Here is a 15,173-nt window from a genome sequence, read left to right on the forward strand (position 1 = left end):
GCTTCATGCCTTGATCAGTTCGGCGCCGCACAGGGCGTCGGCGGCGGCGGCCACGGTGTCGAACGGCAGCCCGGACCGCTCGGCTACGTCCAGCAGACTGTGCTCGCCGTCGGAGAGGTTGAGCACCCAGAGCATGGCCATCTGGGCCTGCTTGGTGTCGCTGCGGCCACCGAGCGCGTCGTACAACCCGCGCCGGCCCAGCTGTGGTTCGCCGTAGGGGCTGAGGTTGAGGTACCGCCGGTTGCGGTCAAGCACGGAGAACGCCTCGCGGCAGACGGCGAGCGTGTCCGCCATCGCTTCCGGGGAGACGAAGTCCAGGTTGTCCGCCGAGGTGTGGTACTCGGGGTAGCCGGCGTACGGGGTCCGGCTGAGCGAGCCCACGCCGAGATTGAACCCGGGCGAGCAGTACTGCCGCTCGTCGTAGCCGTACGGGGTGAACTCGTTGACGTGGTGCGGGCGTTCGGACGCGGCCAGCACGTGCCGCATCACCCGGTCGATCTCCGCGTCACCGCGCCTGCTCTTCTTGTACGTCAACTGTCCCGGGTCCCCGGCGCAGGCCAGCACGAGGCCGTGCTTGACCCGTTCCACCCGCTCCGCGTTGCGGGCCAGCCAGGTGATCGCCCCGATGGTGCCGGGCGCGTAGATGAACCGGTAGGTGTAGTACGGCGTCTCCTGCGCCAGCGCGCGGGCCAGGAACGTCGCCACCGCGATGCCGGCCAGGTTGTCGTTGGCCAGCGACGGGTGGCAGACGTGGCAGGAGACGATCACCTCGTCGGCGACCTGCCCGGGGACCACGTGCTCGGCGTAGGTCAGGTGGCCGTCCGCGAGCGTGGAGTCGACGCGCACCTCGTACTCGCCGTCAGGCAGCGCGTCCAAGGTCTCCTGGGCCAGGCAGAACCCCCATTCGGGCTTGTAGTAACTGGTGCGGTACGGCACCCAGTTCGGGTGGTCCGGCAGGGTGTGCAGGTGTTCGCGCAGCTCGGCCAGCGGCATGGTCGCCGACACCGGCACGCTGTAGCCGAGCACGTGCAGGCTGGACGCGGCGAAGTCGACGACCCGGTTGCCTGCGGTGTCGGCGATGTACGCGTCCCGGATGTTCCACTCCTGCGGCACCGTCCAGTCGAGCACTTGCGTCCCGGTCGGCACTTCGTGCACCTGGACCGGGACGTACTCGCCGACGATCTCCAGGGTGGCGCGCACACCGTCGCCGGTGATGCTGCGGCACAGCGGGTACAACCGCTCCACCAGCGCGTGCATTTCCTCGCCGGCCGTGGTCATCCGCGCCACCGCAGAGTGTCGTCGACGGCACCGGCGTCGGACGCCGCGCGCAGCACGGCAAGCCGGGTGAAGCGTCGCTCGAAGTCCTCCCGGGTCATCCCGAACCTCCGGTAGGCATCGGCGAGTTCGAGCGCGCCTTGCTTCACCGTCCACTCGCAGTCGAAGCCGGGTATTGCCGTGCGGAACCGGGAGAAGTCCACGCGGTACGACCGCGGGTCGGCGCCGTTCTCCCCGGTGATCTTCACCTTCGAGCCGGACACCGCCTCGGCGACCTGCTCGGCGATCTCGGCGACCGTGACGTTGTTGACCTCGCTGCCGATGTTGAACGCCCGGTCGTGCACCGCTTCCCGCGGCGCGGTCAGCGCGGCCTCGAAGGCCCGTGCGATGTCGGCGGCGTGCACCAGCGGGCGCCAGGGGGTGCCGTCGGAGAGCACAAGGACCTCGCCGGACAGGAGAGCGTGACCCACCAGGTTGTTCAGCACGATGTCGGCGCGCAGCCGGGGTGAGAAGCCGAAGGCGGTCGCGTTGCGCATGAACACCGGGCTGAAGTCGCCGTCGGCCAGGGCGTGCAGGTCGTCCTCCACTCGCACCTTGGACTCCGCGTACGGCGTCACCGGGCGCAGCGGGGCGTCCTCGGCCACCAGGTCGTCACCGCCCGCGGCACCGTAGACGGAGCAGGTCGACGCGTACAGGAAGCGCCGCACCCCGGCGTCGCGGGCCAGCCGGGCCAGCCGTACGGAGGCGCGGTGGTTGATGTCGTAGGTGAGGTCGGGCGCCAGCGATCCCAGCGGGTCGTTGGAGAGCGCGGCCAGGTGGATCACGGCGTCCACCCCGGCCACGTGGTCGGCCGTGACGTCGCGCAGGTCCACCCGGTGCCCCGGCGGGTCCGCGGGCGGCGGGCCGAGCACGCAGTCCGCGAACAGACCGGCGTCAAGCCCGACGACCTCGTGTCCGGCGGAGCTGAGGACCGGGGCCATCACGGTGCCCAGGTAGCCCTGGTGGCCGGTCAGTAGTACGCGCAAGGTTCATCCCTCCAGATTGAGCGTGAGTTTGGTGACGGCGAACGCCTCGGCGTAGCGCGCATGGCATTCGATGCCGCGGATCCGCGCGAGACCGATGAAGGCCTCCCGGTCGAACCAGGGCCGGTGCCGTTGGGAGGGGTAGTGCTCCTGCAACAGCCGCACCTTCTGTTCGGCGATCTCCGGCGACAGCGGCTGGTACGCCGCCGGACGACCGAGATCGCCGTCCCACTTGACGATCTCGTAGCCGAGCACGAGGTGGTCGCGGAATGCGGTGGGTATCAGCTTCGCCAGGCCGCGGTGATCCTGGTGCGCGTCATCGGTACGCGGCGCGAGCACCAGATCCGGCTCGGTCCCCGCGCGCAGCTCCTCGACCGCGGCCTTGGCCTCGTCCCAGTGCACGGGCAGCCGGCCGTCCGGCAACTTGAGCACGGTCAGCCTCAGTTCGGCGCCCGGGCAGAAGGCGGCGAGCGCGGCCTGCTCCTCCTGCTCCCGAGCGCCGCCACCGCCGGAGAGCACCAGCGCGTCGATACGGATACCCGGCCGCGCGAGGCACATCGTCAGCAGCGTGCCTCCGGCGCCGATGGCGATGTCGTCGCAGTGCGCGCCCACCGCGACGATCCGGTCCAGGCCCCCGGCCCCGAGCCGGATCACGCGGTCCTCGCCCCGGCGCCGTCCCTGCTGCCGGTCGTGCTCGCCCCCGCGCCGCCTTGTTCCCACACGGCCCACGGGCGGTCGCCCCGGGTGTAGGCGTCGTCGAGCGCGGCCCGCTCCTTCACGGTGTCGGTCGGCTTCCAGAAGCCGCGGTGCTGGTGCGCCACCAGCCGGCCGCGCTTGGCCAGTTGGGCACATCCGTCGGCGACCAGGTCCCCGTTCTCCGGTATGTGGTCGAAGACCTCCTGGCGGAGCACGAAGTAGCCGCCGTTCTCCCAGAGCGGCAGTTCACTCACCGCGGTGATGCCCCCCACCAGGCCGTCCTCGCCCAACTCCACGCAGTGGAACGATGATTGCGGCGGCACCACCATCATCGACGCACCGGCGTCGCGCCGGGCGAACCGGTCGATCATCTCCGGCAGCGGGGCGTCGGTGAGCACGTCGGCGTAGTTGGCGAGGAACATCTCGTCGCCGCCCAGGTGGTGCCGCACCCGGCGCAGCCGCTCCCCGATCGGCGACTCGATGCCGGTCTGCGCGAACGTGATCGTCCAGTCCGAGATGTCGGTGGACAGCAGCTCGGTCCGCCCGCCCCGCAGCACGAAGTCGTTGGACGTCGTCTCCTCGTAGTTGAGGAAGAAGTCCTTGATGTGGTGCGCCCCGTACCCGAGGCACAGGATGAACTCCGTGTGCCCGAAGTGCGCGTAGTAGCGCATGACGTGCCAGATCAGCGGTCGCGGGCCGACCATCGCCATCGGCTTGGGGACGTCGTCGGAGGTTCCGTTGCGCATCCGCATCCCATAGCCGCCGCAGAACAGTACGACCTTCATGACTTGGCCTCGACAATGCTCAGTTCCGGGATGGGAAAGACCAGCCGGCCGCCCCAGGCGTGCACGAAGGACAGTTGCTCGACCAGCTCGGCCCGCAGGTTCCAGGGGAGGACGAGTACGTAGTCGGGTCGGTCGGTGGCTATCTGCTCGGGCGGCAGGATCGGGATGCGGGTGCCCGGGGTGAACCTGCCGTGCTTGTAGGGGTTGCGGTCGACCGTGTACGGGAGCAGGTCGGGCCGGATGCCGCAGTGGTTGAGCAGGGTGTTGCCCTTGCCCGGGGCGCCGTAGCCGACGACCGTCTCGCCGCGCTCGGCGGCCTCGATGAGGAACTTCAGGAGGTCCCGGCGCACCTTGGCCACCCGGGCGGAGAACTCGGTGTACCCGGACAGCTCCTGCAGCCCGGCGGCCTTCTCCCGGTCCAGTACATCGGCCACCTGCTGTGTCGGCTCGCCGGCTACCTCGGTGGGCCGGGCCCACAGCCGGATGGAGCCGCCGTGCGTGGGCAGCAACTCGACGTCCACGAGCGCGAGTCCGCCGCTGGCCAGCGCCCTGGCCGCGGATGCGACCGTGTAGTACTGGAAGTGCTCGTGGTAGATCGTGTCGTACTGGTTCTCCTCGATCAGGGTCAGCAGGTGCTGCACCTCGATGGAGACCCAGCCGTCGTCGGCGACCAGGGCGCGCAGCCCCTGGGTGAACCCGACCACGTCGGGGATGTGCGCGTACACGTTGTTGGCCACGACCAGGTTCGCCGGGCCGTGCTCGGCGCGGACCGCCGCGCCGGTCTCCGGGCTCAGGAACTCCGTGAGCGTGGGCACACCCGCGTCCCGCGCCACGGCGCCGACGTTCACCGACGGCTCGATGCCGAGGCAGCGGATCCCCCGGTCCACCACATGCCGCAGCAGGTACCCGTCGTTGCTCGCGACCTCGACCACGAAGGCTTCCTCTTCCGAGGACCCGAGACCCACCCGCTGCACGGCATCCGCGACGAACGTGCGCGCGTGCTCCACCCAGGAGGTCGAGTACGAGGAGAAGTACGCGTACTCCTTGAACGTCTCCTCCGGCGTGATCAGCGGAGGGATCTGCGCGAGCCAGCAGTCGGTGCAGACCCGCAGATGCAGCGGGTACGCAGGCTCCGGCAGGTCCAGTTGGTCCGCGGCGAGAAAGCTCTCGCACGGCGGGGTCGCCCCCAGATCGACGACGCTCCCCAGCGCCGCCGAGCCGCAGAGTCGGCATCGTGTCATCTACTTCCCCCCATCCCTGCTCGCGCGGGTACCCCGCCGCGAGCCAGCGTTTCCGTTCCCTGCCGGCGGCGCGCTGTCCCCGCCGACGGACCGATCCGCGATCGCGGATCGGTACTCCTCCACCAGGCGCTCGAGACCGACGGCCGGGCTGAAGCCCTGCTCGTAACGGCGCCGGGCCGCCTGGCCCATCTCCTGGTTGCGGGCCGGCTCGGCCGCGATCCGGCGTATGCAGGACGCGAGCGAGGCGGGCTCGCCCGGCCGGTGCAGCAGCCCGGTCACCCCGTCCTCGACGAGTTCGACGAAGGCGCCGTGACCGGCGGCGACGGCCGGGACCCCGGCCGCCATCGCCTCCACGACCACCAGGCCGAACGCTTCCAGCCACGTCGAGGGAGCCACCACGGCGACCGAACGCGCGATGGCCTGCCGGCACTCCTCCGCGTCATACAGGCCGACGTACCGCACGTCGTCCCGGCCCGCCGCCCAGGCGGTCACCTCTGGCTCCAGCGGCCCCGTGCCGGCGACCACGAGCGGCACGCCCACACCGCCGCCGGCGGCGATCTCGTCCCACGCGGCCATGAGCAGCCGCACGCCCTTGGCCTCCGCGAGCCGCCCGAGATAGAGCAGATGCTCGCCGTCGCCCGCTCGGCGGGCGTCCGGGTCCGGCACGAAGTTGTGCTTCACCGCCAGCCGTTCGGCCGGCATGCCGGCCCGCACCAGGACATCGCGCTGCGCAGCGGAGATGCAGAAGAACCGCTCCACGCCGGACCACCACCGCCGCCGGTTGACCGAGAGGCTGACCGCGAGCGGCACCGTCGCAAGCCGGGAGTTCCGGTAGCAGCCGTGCCGTACGGCGGGCAGCGGCGCCGACCCGACGCACTCGGTGCACGGCCGGCCGTCCCGCTGCAGCGTGCCGGGCGGGCAGACCTGGGTGTAGTTGTGCAGCGTGGCGACGACGGGCACACCGGCGTCGGCGCAGGCGGCAAGCACCGCGGGCGACAGGAGCGGGAAGACGTTGTGGACGTGCACCACGTCAGGGCGTGAGGTGCGAAGCCGGGCGGCGAGCTCCGAGCGGACCGCCGGGTTCCACGGCACGAGCAGCGGCAGGGCGACCTTGGCGAGCAGGGACAGGGTGGCGATGTCGTCGCTGCGCCGCTCGAACACCTCGACCCGGTGGCCGGCCTCGCGCAGCAGAGCCACCTCCTGGTCAACGACCTTGTTCTCGCCGCTCGGCTGCGCCGAGGCGTAGCGGTTGTGCAACACGAGGACATGCATGCTCAGATCACCTCCGATCTCTGGGCCCATCGCGGTATGTGCCGTCGAGGGACTTGGGGCGTGGAGCGGGGAGTGACCGCGGCAGGTGCCGCAAGCAGCGAGGCGGCCACGGCCAGATGCAGCAGATACGGCGAGGCGTCGCCAAGCCCGGCCTCGGTGTACGACGCGATCGCGCAGTAGCTGATCAGGAAGATCGCGCAGGCCCTCGACAGCGACGGTGGCCGCAGCAACGCGACGCCGCCGAGCACGATGATGATCGCCGCTACCAGGGCGACGCCGGTCAGACCCTGCTCGTTGTAAACGGCCAGCCAGCTGTTGTCGATCGGCAGGCCGCCGAACGACTTGTCGCCCAGGCCCATGCCGAACCACTGCTCCGAGCTCGTCCGGGGGGCTGCCAGCAGGGCGTCCCAGACCTTGGCCCGACCGGTGAGGTTGGAGAAGTTCTCCTTGTCCTGTCCGCGCAGGAACCACGCCTGCAGCGCGGAGCTGAACCCCACCGCGGTCACCGTGGCGATCACCACCGTCCAGCCGAAGAACCGGCGGGCGGCAGCGCTGGTCAGGACGAGCGAGCCGATCGCCAGCACCAGCCCGATGAGCAGGCCGAGCGTGGCCGTCCGGGTATGGGTCAGCGCGAGCAGGATGAGTGACGGCACGATGACTACCGCCGCGCTGCCCCTGTCGATCCGGTGCCCCAGTACGAGCAGCACGGTGAGCCCGATGATCACTGCGGCGTACTGTCCGATCTGCGGCGGGGTGAGCGGCCACAACGCGCCGACAAGCCGCCCGCCGTAGAGCCCGGGCATGGCCGCTCCCGGTGAGGCGACCAGGCCGACGGCCACCGACCCGAGCACCGCGAAGTAGATCCGGATGTGGTGCCGTACGAACGTCAGGCCGCCGTCCCACCAGCGGCTGAGCAGCCACAGCGTGCCGATGAACAGAGCAAGCCGGGCGCAGCGGAACAGCGCGCCCGACCCGGACTCCAGGCTCGCGCTGGAGATCATGCTCGGCACAAGGAGCAGGGTGAGCAGGAACACGAAGGCGCTGGGCCGGATGCGCAACTGGAGATTACCTGCGAGCGCCAGCGCGAACGCGGCGACCAGCGCGCCCATGGTGACCATCTGGATGAGGGAGCGGGGCAGCGGGATGATGGTCTTCGCCCCGGTGGAGCCGAGCGTGTTGAGGATCAGCAGCCCCCAGACCGTCCCGACGATCTTCGACGTGTGCTCTGTGTGGTCCGGGCTCATCTCAACCACCGCCCTGTGCGCGGAGGGTGCTGCCCGTGTCCTGCTGGTACGGCGTGCCCTGCCACTGCCCGAAGTCGAGCACCCGGCTCGGGTCGTGGGCGACGAACTTCCACGGTCCGATGTAGACGTTGTCGTGCCAGCGGTTGTTCTGCTTGCCGGTGATCGCCTCGGCGACCCGTTCGCCCTGGTACGGCGACCAGTCCGGATAGGTGCCGTAGTTGGCGAGAACCGCCATGCGGTCGCACTTCACCGTGCACTGGACGACGGACGTGTCCAGCACGAAGCGGTTCTCGTGGATGTCCACCCGCTGGGTCTTCCACCGGCAGTCGGCGTAGAGCGGTGCGGTGGCGATCGCCGGCCGTGCGCAGAGGTCGGTTTTCTTCACCAGCAACGTGCAGTCACCGGACGAGGTGTTGGCCGGGCTGTTGCAGAACCGGTCAGCGTTTTCCCACAGGGTGATCCCGGACCAGTTGTTCTCCAGCACGTTCTGGTAGATCTCGATCTTGTCCGTACGGGCTCGGACCCGTGGTTCGCCGCCGGACTCGGACACGTAGACGGTCGCGAACGGGAAGGTGTCGCCGCGGTCGGCGTACTTGCGGCCCTCGACCCAGTTGTTCCGCCGGATCGTGTTCTTCCGGATGACCGCGTTGTAGCTGGTCTCGTAGATCAGCGCGGCACCGTCGTTGGCCTCCAGCACGTTGTCCTCGATGCGGAAGTCGTTGTTGTTGGTGTCCGCCCACAACCCGGGTCCGCGGTTGTCGTGCACCCAGTTGCCGCGTATGTCGGCGCCGTTGACGGCCCAGAACTTGATGCCTCCGGTGCAGCCGCAGCCTTCCTTCCGCCGCTCCCAGTCGCCGGTGTTGTTGCCGACGATCTCGTTGCCCTCGACCACCAGGCCGCTGATGGAGCCACCGGACTTGTACGCGTTCATTCCGTACTGCCCGTTGTTGCGCAGGCAGTTGGCGCGGACCTGCTGGCGGGCACCGGCCATCAGCCCGGCGCCGGAGTTGTACTGGATGGTCGAGTGCTCGATCAGCCATCCGTCGGCCGAGTCGTGGTTGACCACGCCCTCATCCGGCGGCGCGACGAAATTCTGCACGGTCAGGTATTGAACGGTGACGTTGCCGGCGGTACCGCTGAACGCGTACTGGTTGGTCTTGCGGCCGTCGAGCACCGCGCCCGGCGCACCGAGGTAGCGGTTCCCCTGCTTGGGGACGACCTGGGCGTAGCGGTCCGGGTCGAGCTTGTGCGTCCCCGGCCGAAGCCAGAACGTGGTGTTCGGGGGGCTGCTTTTGGTCTTCGCAGCCAGGTCACCGACCACTGCGGGGTCGACCGCGACCGCGCCCGCCGGCGCCTCCGCCGGCCCGGCCGGGGGCTTGGCGCACACCTGGGTCACGGGTTGGGCCACCGACGTGGATGGCGCGGCGGCCGGCTCCGGCCGCGCGCCCGGCGTGCTCTCACAGCCCGTCGCCGCCAGCAGGACCAGTACCAGCGGCGCCGTCGACAGCGCCCGGTGCCGCCTCTTGATCACCACGCGTTCTCCCGCCCGCGGAACGTGAGTACGGTGGTGAACTCCTCCAACAGCGCGGTGCCGTCGGCGAAGCCGGTGCCGACCAGCGTGGTGGTGGGTTCCTTGCGCCCGAAGCCGGCGGAGTACCAGCCCAGCGGCGGGTCGCTCTCGCCGCGATGCGCCCGCCAACTCAGCTGCCCGGGCAGGTCGAGCACCGCGGAGCGGTCCTCGCCGTCCCCGGTCCAGGTGAGCACGGCCCGGTTCCCCACCAGGTCCGCGGCGATCGCCGGGCCGAGGTGGAACGCCAGGCGCACGGCCCGGCGCGGGCCGCGCACCTCGTCAACCACCCGCAACTCCTTGGTTGCGGCGGTCAGTTCCACCCGGCGGCGGTGCACGGAGCGCTGGTAACCGTCGTGCTCGGCGCTCCAGCGGGCCACACCTTCGCTGGATGTGTCCGCGACAAGGACGCGGCTGCGGGCATGCCGGGTCCACAGGAACGGCCCGCCGGAGACGGACTGGTCACCGCCGTCCAGTTGCAGGGTGTTGTGGCCGAGGGTCGACCGGAAGTACTGCCGCCACTGGGGCTGTCCGTGGTAGCAGTACGTCCCCGGGTCGGCGAGCACGTCGACCCCGTCGTGCCGGACCTCCACGGACAGCGCGTCCGCGTGGCCATGCGCGGCGATGGACAGGAACCCGTGCGGACCGCCGTCGCAGCGGCACCAGATCTCCTCCGGACCGCGCAGGATGGTGAGCCCCGCGTCGGCGAAGTGGGCCGGTCGGCTTGGAGGGCGGGTCACGGCCGGTGCGGTTCCCTCTTCCGCGTACGGCCGGATGAGCGCGGCAAGGAGCCGGGTGCGCACATCGGTGTCGGACACCGTCGGCCACCAGTCGAGTCGGCCGAACACGGCGTCCCCGGTGGCAAGGAGCGAGGCCCAGCGGTCGGTGCCCGCGCCGTCCACGACCAGACCGTGCCCGTCGTCCGCGTCCCCCTGGCGCGGCGGCCGCAGCCGGCCGTCCACGACGGCCGCGAGCGCGTCGGTCATCCGCAGCAGCACCAGCCGGATCGACGCGGGGACCGGCACGTCGGCGGCATCCGCCTCGGCCACCGCGGCCAGGCCGAGTTCAAGGACGAGTCCGTGATACTCGGTGGCCAACTCGCGGTTGAGGCCGGAGGGGAAGGTGTTGCTTCGCAGCTGCCGCTCCAGCGACCGCAGCGCGTCGGCTCGCCAGCGCGCCGATGAGGGGAACCACCCGAATGCGCAGGCCCCGGCGAGCTGCCCGGCGGTCTCGGCGATGACGTGGTTGTTCGCCGAGGACCCCCGGCTGGGGAAGGCGGCCAGCCAGCGCTGGTGGTGCCATATCTGGTTCAGCGCAACCGGGTTGCGCTCGAAAAGACCGGCCGCGCCCGGCCAGCCGTCGAGCAGCCGGCGGATCCACACCCAGGACAACAGCCGGATCCCCAGCTCGATGCCGCTGATCCAGTGCACGCCACGCAGCGGTGGGTTGGCCGTCCACCAGGACCGCAGGTGCTCGGCCACTCGCTCGGCGTACCGCTCGTTCCCGGTGATCGCGTAGGCGGCGGCGAGCACGGTGAGGTACTGGTGCCGGGACAGCTCCCAGATCTGCTTGATGTCCCCGACCGCGTCCTCGTTCCGGTACGGCACGTCGAAGGCGTAACCGGACGGAGCCCGTCGCCCGGTCTTCGGGTCGTACGACCAGTCCGGGTCGGCCAGGTCGTCGCGGTCCACCCCGAAGTACTCGGCGTGCCCGTCCATCAGCCGGTCCGCCTCGGCGATGAGACGTTTCGCGGCGTCCGGTGGCACTGCGGCGATCGTCCCGGCGGGCAGTACCGCGGTGAACCGGGCGCCGGTCACGCTCGGGCAGTCCGGCAGCGCCGACCGCCACCGCCGCCTGCGCACCGCGTCGCCCGCCCGGCCGCCGACCTCTCGCGGTCCCATCCGGGACAACCGCCGCAGGTACCAGCCCGCGCTCATGGTCATCGGGCCCTCGTCAACGTCACCGGCGCGCCGCCGACCAGGCTGGCGCGCACGGCGAGGGTGGCCGCCGTGGTGGCGACCAGCGACTCCAGCGGCACCGGCATCGGCCCGCCGGTCCGCACGGCCTTGATGAACGCGGCCAGCTCGGCGGACTGGCCCTTGTCCCGGGCCTTGGGCAGCCGCGAACTGACCCACCGCTTACGGCCGTATACCGAGGCACGGACGAAGTCGTCGAGCCGCAGCACCTTGCCGTCCGCGATCAGGTCCAGCGTCTCCTTGGGGAAGCCGGGCGGGCCGGTGGTGATGTAGCTGATGGTGGCGGTGGACCCGTCCGGGTAGCGCAGCACGACCTGCAGGTCCTCGTTGCCGGACGTGGCGACCGCGTACACCGAGACCGGGTCGGCCGCGAGCAGCCAGCTCGCCGTGTCGATGAAATGCCCGCCCTCACCGGCGAACCGCGAGCCCTCGGCGCCCTGTTGGAGGTACCAGCTGCCGTGCTGCAGCCGACCTGCGTTGACCAGGTAGCGGAGGCTCGCAGGACCGGTCCTGGCGCCGAACCGATTGCTGGCCTCCTGCAGCAGCGGCGCGAACCGGCGGTTGAAGCCCACCTGCAGCCGGTCGTTGCCGGATTCCTCCACCGCCGCGAGCACGCCTGCCAGCTCGTCCTCGGTGAGGGCCAGGGGCTTCTCGACGAACACCGCCTTGCCTGCCAGCAGTGCCCTTCGGGTCAGTTCGGCGTGCGAGCTGTGCCGGGTGACCACGAACACCGCGTCGATGGACGGGTCGCCGAGCACGGCGTCGAGATCGGTGGTCGCCTCGGCGAAGCCGAACTTCCGCTGCGCGTTGGCCGCGGACAGCGCCGTCGTGGTGACGACCGTGGACAACTCGACGCCGTCGCGCTGTGCCAGGTGCGGCAGCAGCATCGACGTCGCGTAGTTTCCCGCGCCGACGAACGCAAGGCGCACCTGCGCCTTGGGTGACCCGGCCGTGGTGGGCGCCTTGTCGCTGCGTCGCACCGCGGGCACGGTCACCGCCGGGGCCTGCGCTTCCTCCTTCTGTTCGGGGTACCGGAACAGCACGGCCACGGCCTTCAGGTCGCCGTCCTTCAGACGCTGGTACGTCTCGACGGCGTCATCGAAGTCGGAGATGTGGGAGACCAGGGGCTCCACGTCGATGCGGCCGCGGGCAAGGAGATCGAGGAAAGACGCCAGGTTGCGGCGCTCGGTCCAGCGCACGTAGCCGATCGGGTAGTCGCGCCCCTCCAGCTCGTACTCCGGGTCGTAGCGCCCGGGGCCGTAACTGCGGGAGAACCGGACGTCGAGCTCTTTCTCGTAGTACGCGTTCCACGGCAGGTCCAGGCGGCACTTGCCGATGTCGACGACCCGGCCGCGGTCCCGGCTCAACCGGGCGGCCAACTCGACGGGTTGGTTGGTACCGCCGCCGGCGGCCAGGTACACCTGGTCCACGCCGTGCCCGTCGGTGAGCTCGGCGACGGCGGCTTCCACGGCCGCGGACGAGGGATCGCCGCAGGCCGCGGCGCCCAGGCGCTCGGCGAGCTCGCAGCGCACCGGGTCGGGGTCGACGCCGACGACGCGGACTCCCGAGGCGGTGAGCAACTGCACCACCAGCTGCCCGATCAGCCCGAGGCCGATGACCAGCGCCACGTCGCCGAGCTGTGGCTCGCCGCGGCGGACGCCCTGCATCGCGATCGACCCGACGGTGCCGAAGGCCGCGTGCCGCGGCGCGAGGCCGTCCGGCACCCGGGCGTAGAGGTTCTTCGGCACCCAGTTCAGCTCGGCGTGCAGCGCGTGCTCATTGCCGGCGCAGGCCACGAGGTCGCCGACCTTCACATCGTCGATCCCGGTGCCGACCTCCTCGACCACCCCGCACAGCGAGTAGCCCAACGGTGTGTAGGAGTCCAGCTTGCCCATCACCTTGCGGTAGGTGGCGGGCACCCCGTTGGTGGCCACGCTCTGCATCACCTTGGCCACCTGGTCGGGACGGGAGCGGGCCTTGCCCACCATCGACAGGCCGGCCTCGGACACCTTCATCAGCTCGGTCCCGGTGGATATCAGCGAGTAAGCGCTGCGGACCAGCACACCGCCCGGCTTGCACCCCGGCACCGGTACGTCGAGCAGCGCCAACTCGCCGCTCTTGTAGTTCTGCACAACCTGCTTCACCCGAACTCCTCTTGTTTCTACGCTGTCAGGGGTGGGTCCGGCCGGAGCCGGAGGTCGCGCCGCGATACCAGTACTCAAGGGTCAGCACATGCCACAGATGCTTGGAGAAATCCCGCTGCCCGGCGGCGTCCGCGGCGACCATCCGCGCCAGCGCGTCGCGGCGCAGGATCCCGGAACTGACGAGCACGCCGTCGTTCACCACCTCGCGCACCAGCGGTGCCAGATCCCGGCTCATCCAGGCCCGCAGCGGGGCGCTGAACAGGCCCTTGGGCCGGTATGCGATCTCCCGGGGCAGGATCGAGGTGGCCGCCTCCTTGAGGACAGCCTTGCCCTGCCGTCCGACGATCTTGCGATCGCCGGGCACGGCGAACGCCGCCTTGACCACCTCGACGTCCACGTACGGCACCCGCACCTCGGTCGACGCGGCCATGCTGGAGCGGTCCGTATAGGCGAGGTTCAGGCCCGGCAGGAACATCCGGGCGTCGCCCAGGCACATGCGGTTGACGAAGTCGTCGAGTTCGTTGTCCTGGTAGATGTCCGCGTGCTCGGTCAGCACGTCGTCGACCGTCCCGGCCAGGTCCGGATTGACCAGGGCGAGCAGTTCGTCCCGGTCGTACATGGTGTAGCTGCGCCGGAACGCGGTCTCCTCCGGCAGATCGGCGAAGGAAAGGAACCGCTTCGCGAAGCGCACCGACCGGTACCCCCGGCGGGCCGTGGCGACCGGCAGCCGGTCCACGGCCCTGGACAGGCCGCGCCGCAGGGGCCGCGGGACGCGCTGGTAGCGCAGCGCGAGCAGGTTGGCCAGGTGCTTGCGGTACCCGGCGAACAGCTCGTCGGCACCCATCCCCGAGAGCATCACCTTGACCCCGGCCTCCCGGGCGGCCTCGCAGATCAGGAACGTGTTGATCGCGGCGGGGTCGCCGATCGGCTCGTCCAGGTGGTACGTCATCTGCGGCAGCAGGTCCAGCACGTTCGGAGCGATCTCGATCTCGTGCAGGTCGACGCCGAACCGCTCGGCCACCTGCCGGGCATAGCGAAGGTCGTCCGGCATCGCCTCGAACTTGGCGTCCTCGGCGCGGAACCCGATCGTGTAGGCGGAGATCCCGGGTTGGTCGCGGGCCGCCAGGGCGGTCAGGTAGCTGGAGTCGAGACCGCCGGAGAGGAAGGTCGCCACGGGTACGTCGGAGAGCAGGTGGCGTCGAGTCGACTCCTCGACGACGGCAGCGATATCCGGCCGCTCGCCGCTCCGGGCCCGCTCCCGGCCCTCGGCGGCGACGTCCCGCAGGTTCCAGTACCGGCCGCGCTCCACCCGGCCGTCGGGCCGGCACCTCAGCCAGCTCCCCGGCGGCAGCTTCTCCACTTCGCGGAACGCGCACCGTGAGTCCGGCACCCAGTAGTACAGCAGCGAGGCCACCAGCGCCGCATCGTCCACCTGCAGCGAATCGCCGGTGGCGGCGGCGAGCGCCTTGAGCTCGGAGGCGAACACCAGGCCCGCACCGCGCCGGAGCAGGAACAGCGGCTTGATGCCCAACTGGTCGCGGGCCAGCACCAGTTCACCGGTTCGCTCGTCGAAGATCCCGAACGCGAACATGCCGCGCAGCCGGGGCAGGCAGTCCGTGCCCCAGCGCCGCCAGGCCTCAAGCAGCACCTCGGTGTCGGAGGTACCGCGGAAGCGCACCCCGGCGGCTGCCAGTTCGCCGCGCAGCTCGGGCGCGTTGTACAGCTCGCCGTTGTACGTCAGGACGAGGCCGTCCGAGACCATCGGCTGGGCGCCGGTCTCGGACAGGTCGATAATGGCCAGCCGGCGGTGCCCCAGGTGCACTTCGCCGTCACCGACGGGGTGGCCGTACCGGCCCGCCCCGTCAGGACCGCGGTGGGCGAGGGTATCGGTGAGCCGGTCGGTCACGACCTTCCCGTCCGGCCATCGGTACGTGCCTGCTATGCCGCACAT

Annotated in this window: 11 protein-coding genes; all 11 read right to left on the reverse strand. The window is 70.7% G+C overall.

What is annotated here, in order from left to right:
- Window positions 1-3: 3 nt before the first annotated feature.
- The 11 genes from AC07DC_RS04100 to asnB are packed head-to-tail and all read right to left on the reverse strand — an operon-like array spanning window position 4 to window position 15,173.
- Entirely contained in the window at window positions 4-1,278 is a 1,275-nt protein-coding gene (locus AC07DC_RS04100; protein WP_478911597.1) for a DUF4910 domain-containing protein, read from the reverse strand.
- Window positions 1,275-2,300, reverse strand: coding sequence for an NAD-dependent epimerase/dehydratase family protein (locus AC07DC_RS04105; RefSeq protein WP_478911598.1), 1,026 nt, complete (start codon window positions 2,298-2,300; stop codon window positions 1,275-1,277). The genes AC07DC_RS04100 and AC07DC_RS04105 overlap by 4 nt, the downstream gene beginning before the upstream one ends.
- 3 nt (window positions 2,301-2,303) lie before the next feature.
- Window positions 2,304-2,951: a PIG-L deacetylase family protein gene (locus AC07DC_RS04110; RefSeq protein ID WP_478911600.1), complete on the reverse strand. Its 648-nt coding sequence runs from the start codon at window positions 2,949-2,951 to the stop codon at window positions 2,304-2,306.
- Window positions 2,948-3,778 carry a sugar phosphate nucleotidyltransferase gene (locus tag AC07DC_RS04115; RefSeq protein ID WP_478911602.1) on the reverse strand — a complete coding sequence of 277 codons (831 nt, stop codon included), beginning with the start codon at window positions 3,776-3,778 and terminating at the stop codon, window positions 2,948-2,950. The genes AC07DC_RS04110 and AC07DC_RS04115 overlap by 4 nt, the downstream gene beginning before the upstream one ends.
- The gene (locus AC07DC_RS04120) at window positions 3,775-5,019 is read right to left on the reverse strand and encodes a class I SAM-dependent methyltransferase (RefSeq protein ID WP_478911604.1); all 1,245 of its coding nucleotides are present in this window, start codon (window positions 5,017-5,019) and stop codon (window positions 3,775-3,777) included. The genes AC07DC_RS04115 and AC07DC_RS04120 overlap by 4 nt, the downstream gene beginning before the upstream one ends.
- Window positions 5,020-6,291, reverse strand: coding sequence for a glycosyltransferase (locus tag AC07DC_RS04125; RefSeq protein WP_478911605.1), 1,272 nt, complete (start codon window positions 6,289-6,291; stop codon window positions 5,020-5,022). It abuts the gene before it with no gap.
- Window positions 6,292-6,293: 2 nt separating this feature from the next.
- On the reverse strand, window positions 6,294-7,535 hold the full coding sequence (locus AC07DC_RS04130; protein ID WP_478911606.1) for an O-antigen ligase domain-containing protein: 1,242 nt from the start codon (window positions 7,533-7,535) through the stop codon (window positions 6,294-6,296).
- 1 nt (window position 7,536) lies between these two features.
- On the reverse strand, window positions 7,537-9,069 hold the full coding sequence (locus AC07DC_RS04135; protein ID WP_478911608.1) for a right-handed parallel beta-helix repeat-containing protein: 1,533 nt from the start codon (window positions 9,067-9,069) through the stop codon (window positions 7,537-7,539).
- Window positions 9,063-11,045, reverse strand: coding sequence for a heparinase II/III family protein (locus AC07DC_RS04140; RefSeq protein ID WP_478911609.1), 1,983 nt, complete (start codon window positions 11,043-11,045; stop codon window positions 9,063-9,065). The genes AC07DC_RS04135 and AC07DC_RS04140 overlap by 7 nt, the downstream gene beginning before the upstream one ends.
- Complete coding sequence (locus tag AC07DC_RS04145; protein WP_478911611.1) at window positions 11,042-13,222, reverse strand: bi-domain-containing oxidoreductase; 2,181 nt, start codon at window positions 13,220-13,222, stop codon at window positions 11,042-11,044. The genes AC07DC_RS04140 and AC07DC_RS04145 overlap by 4 nt, the downstream gene beginning before the upstream one ends.
- Before the next feature lie 25 nt (window positions 13,223-13,247).
- The gene (gene asnB / locus AC07DC_RS04150) at window positions 13,248-15,173 is read right to left on the reverse strand and encodes an asparagine synthase (glutamine-hydrolyzing) (protein ID WP_478911613.1); all 1,926 of its coding nucleotides are present in this window, start codon (window positions 15,171-15,173) and stop codon (window positions 13,248-13,250) included.

This window comes from Streptomyces sp. NPDC045021 (assembly GCF_056432645.1).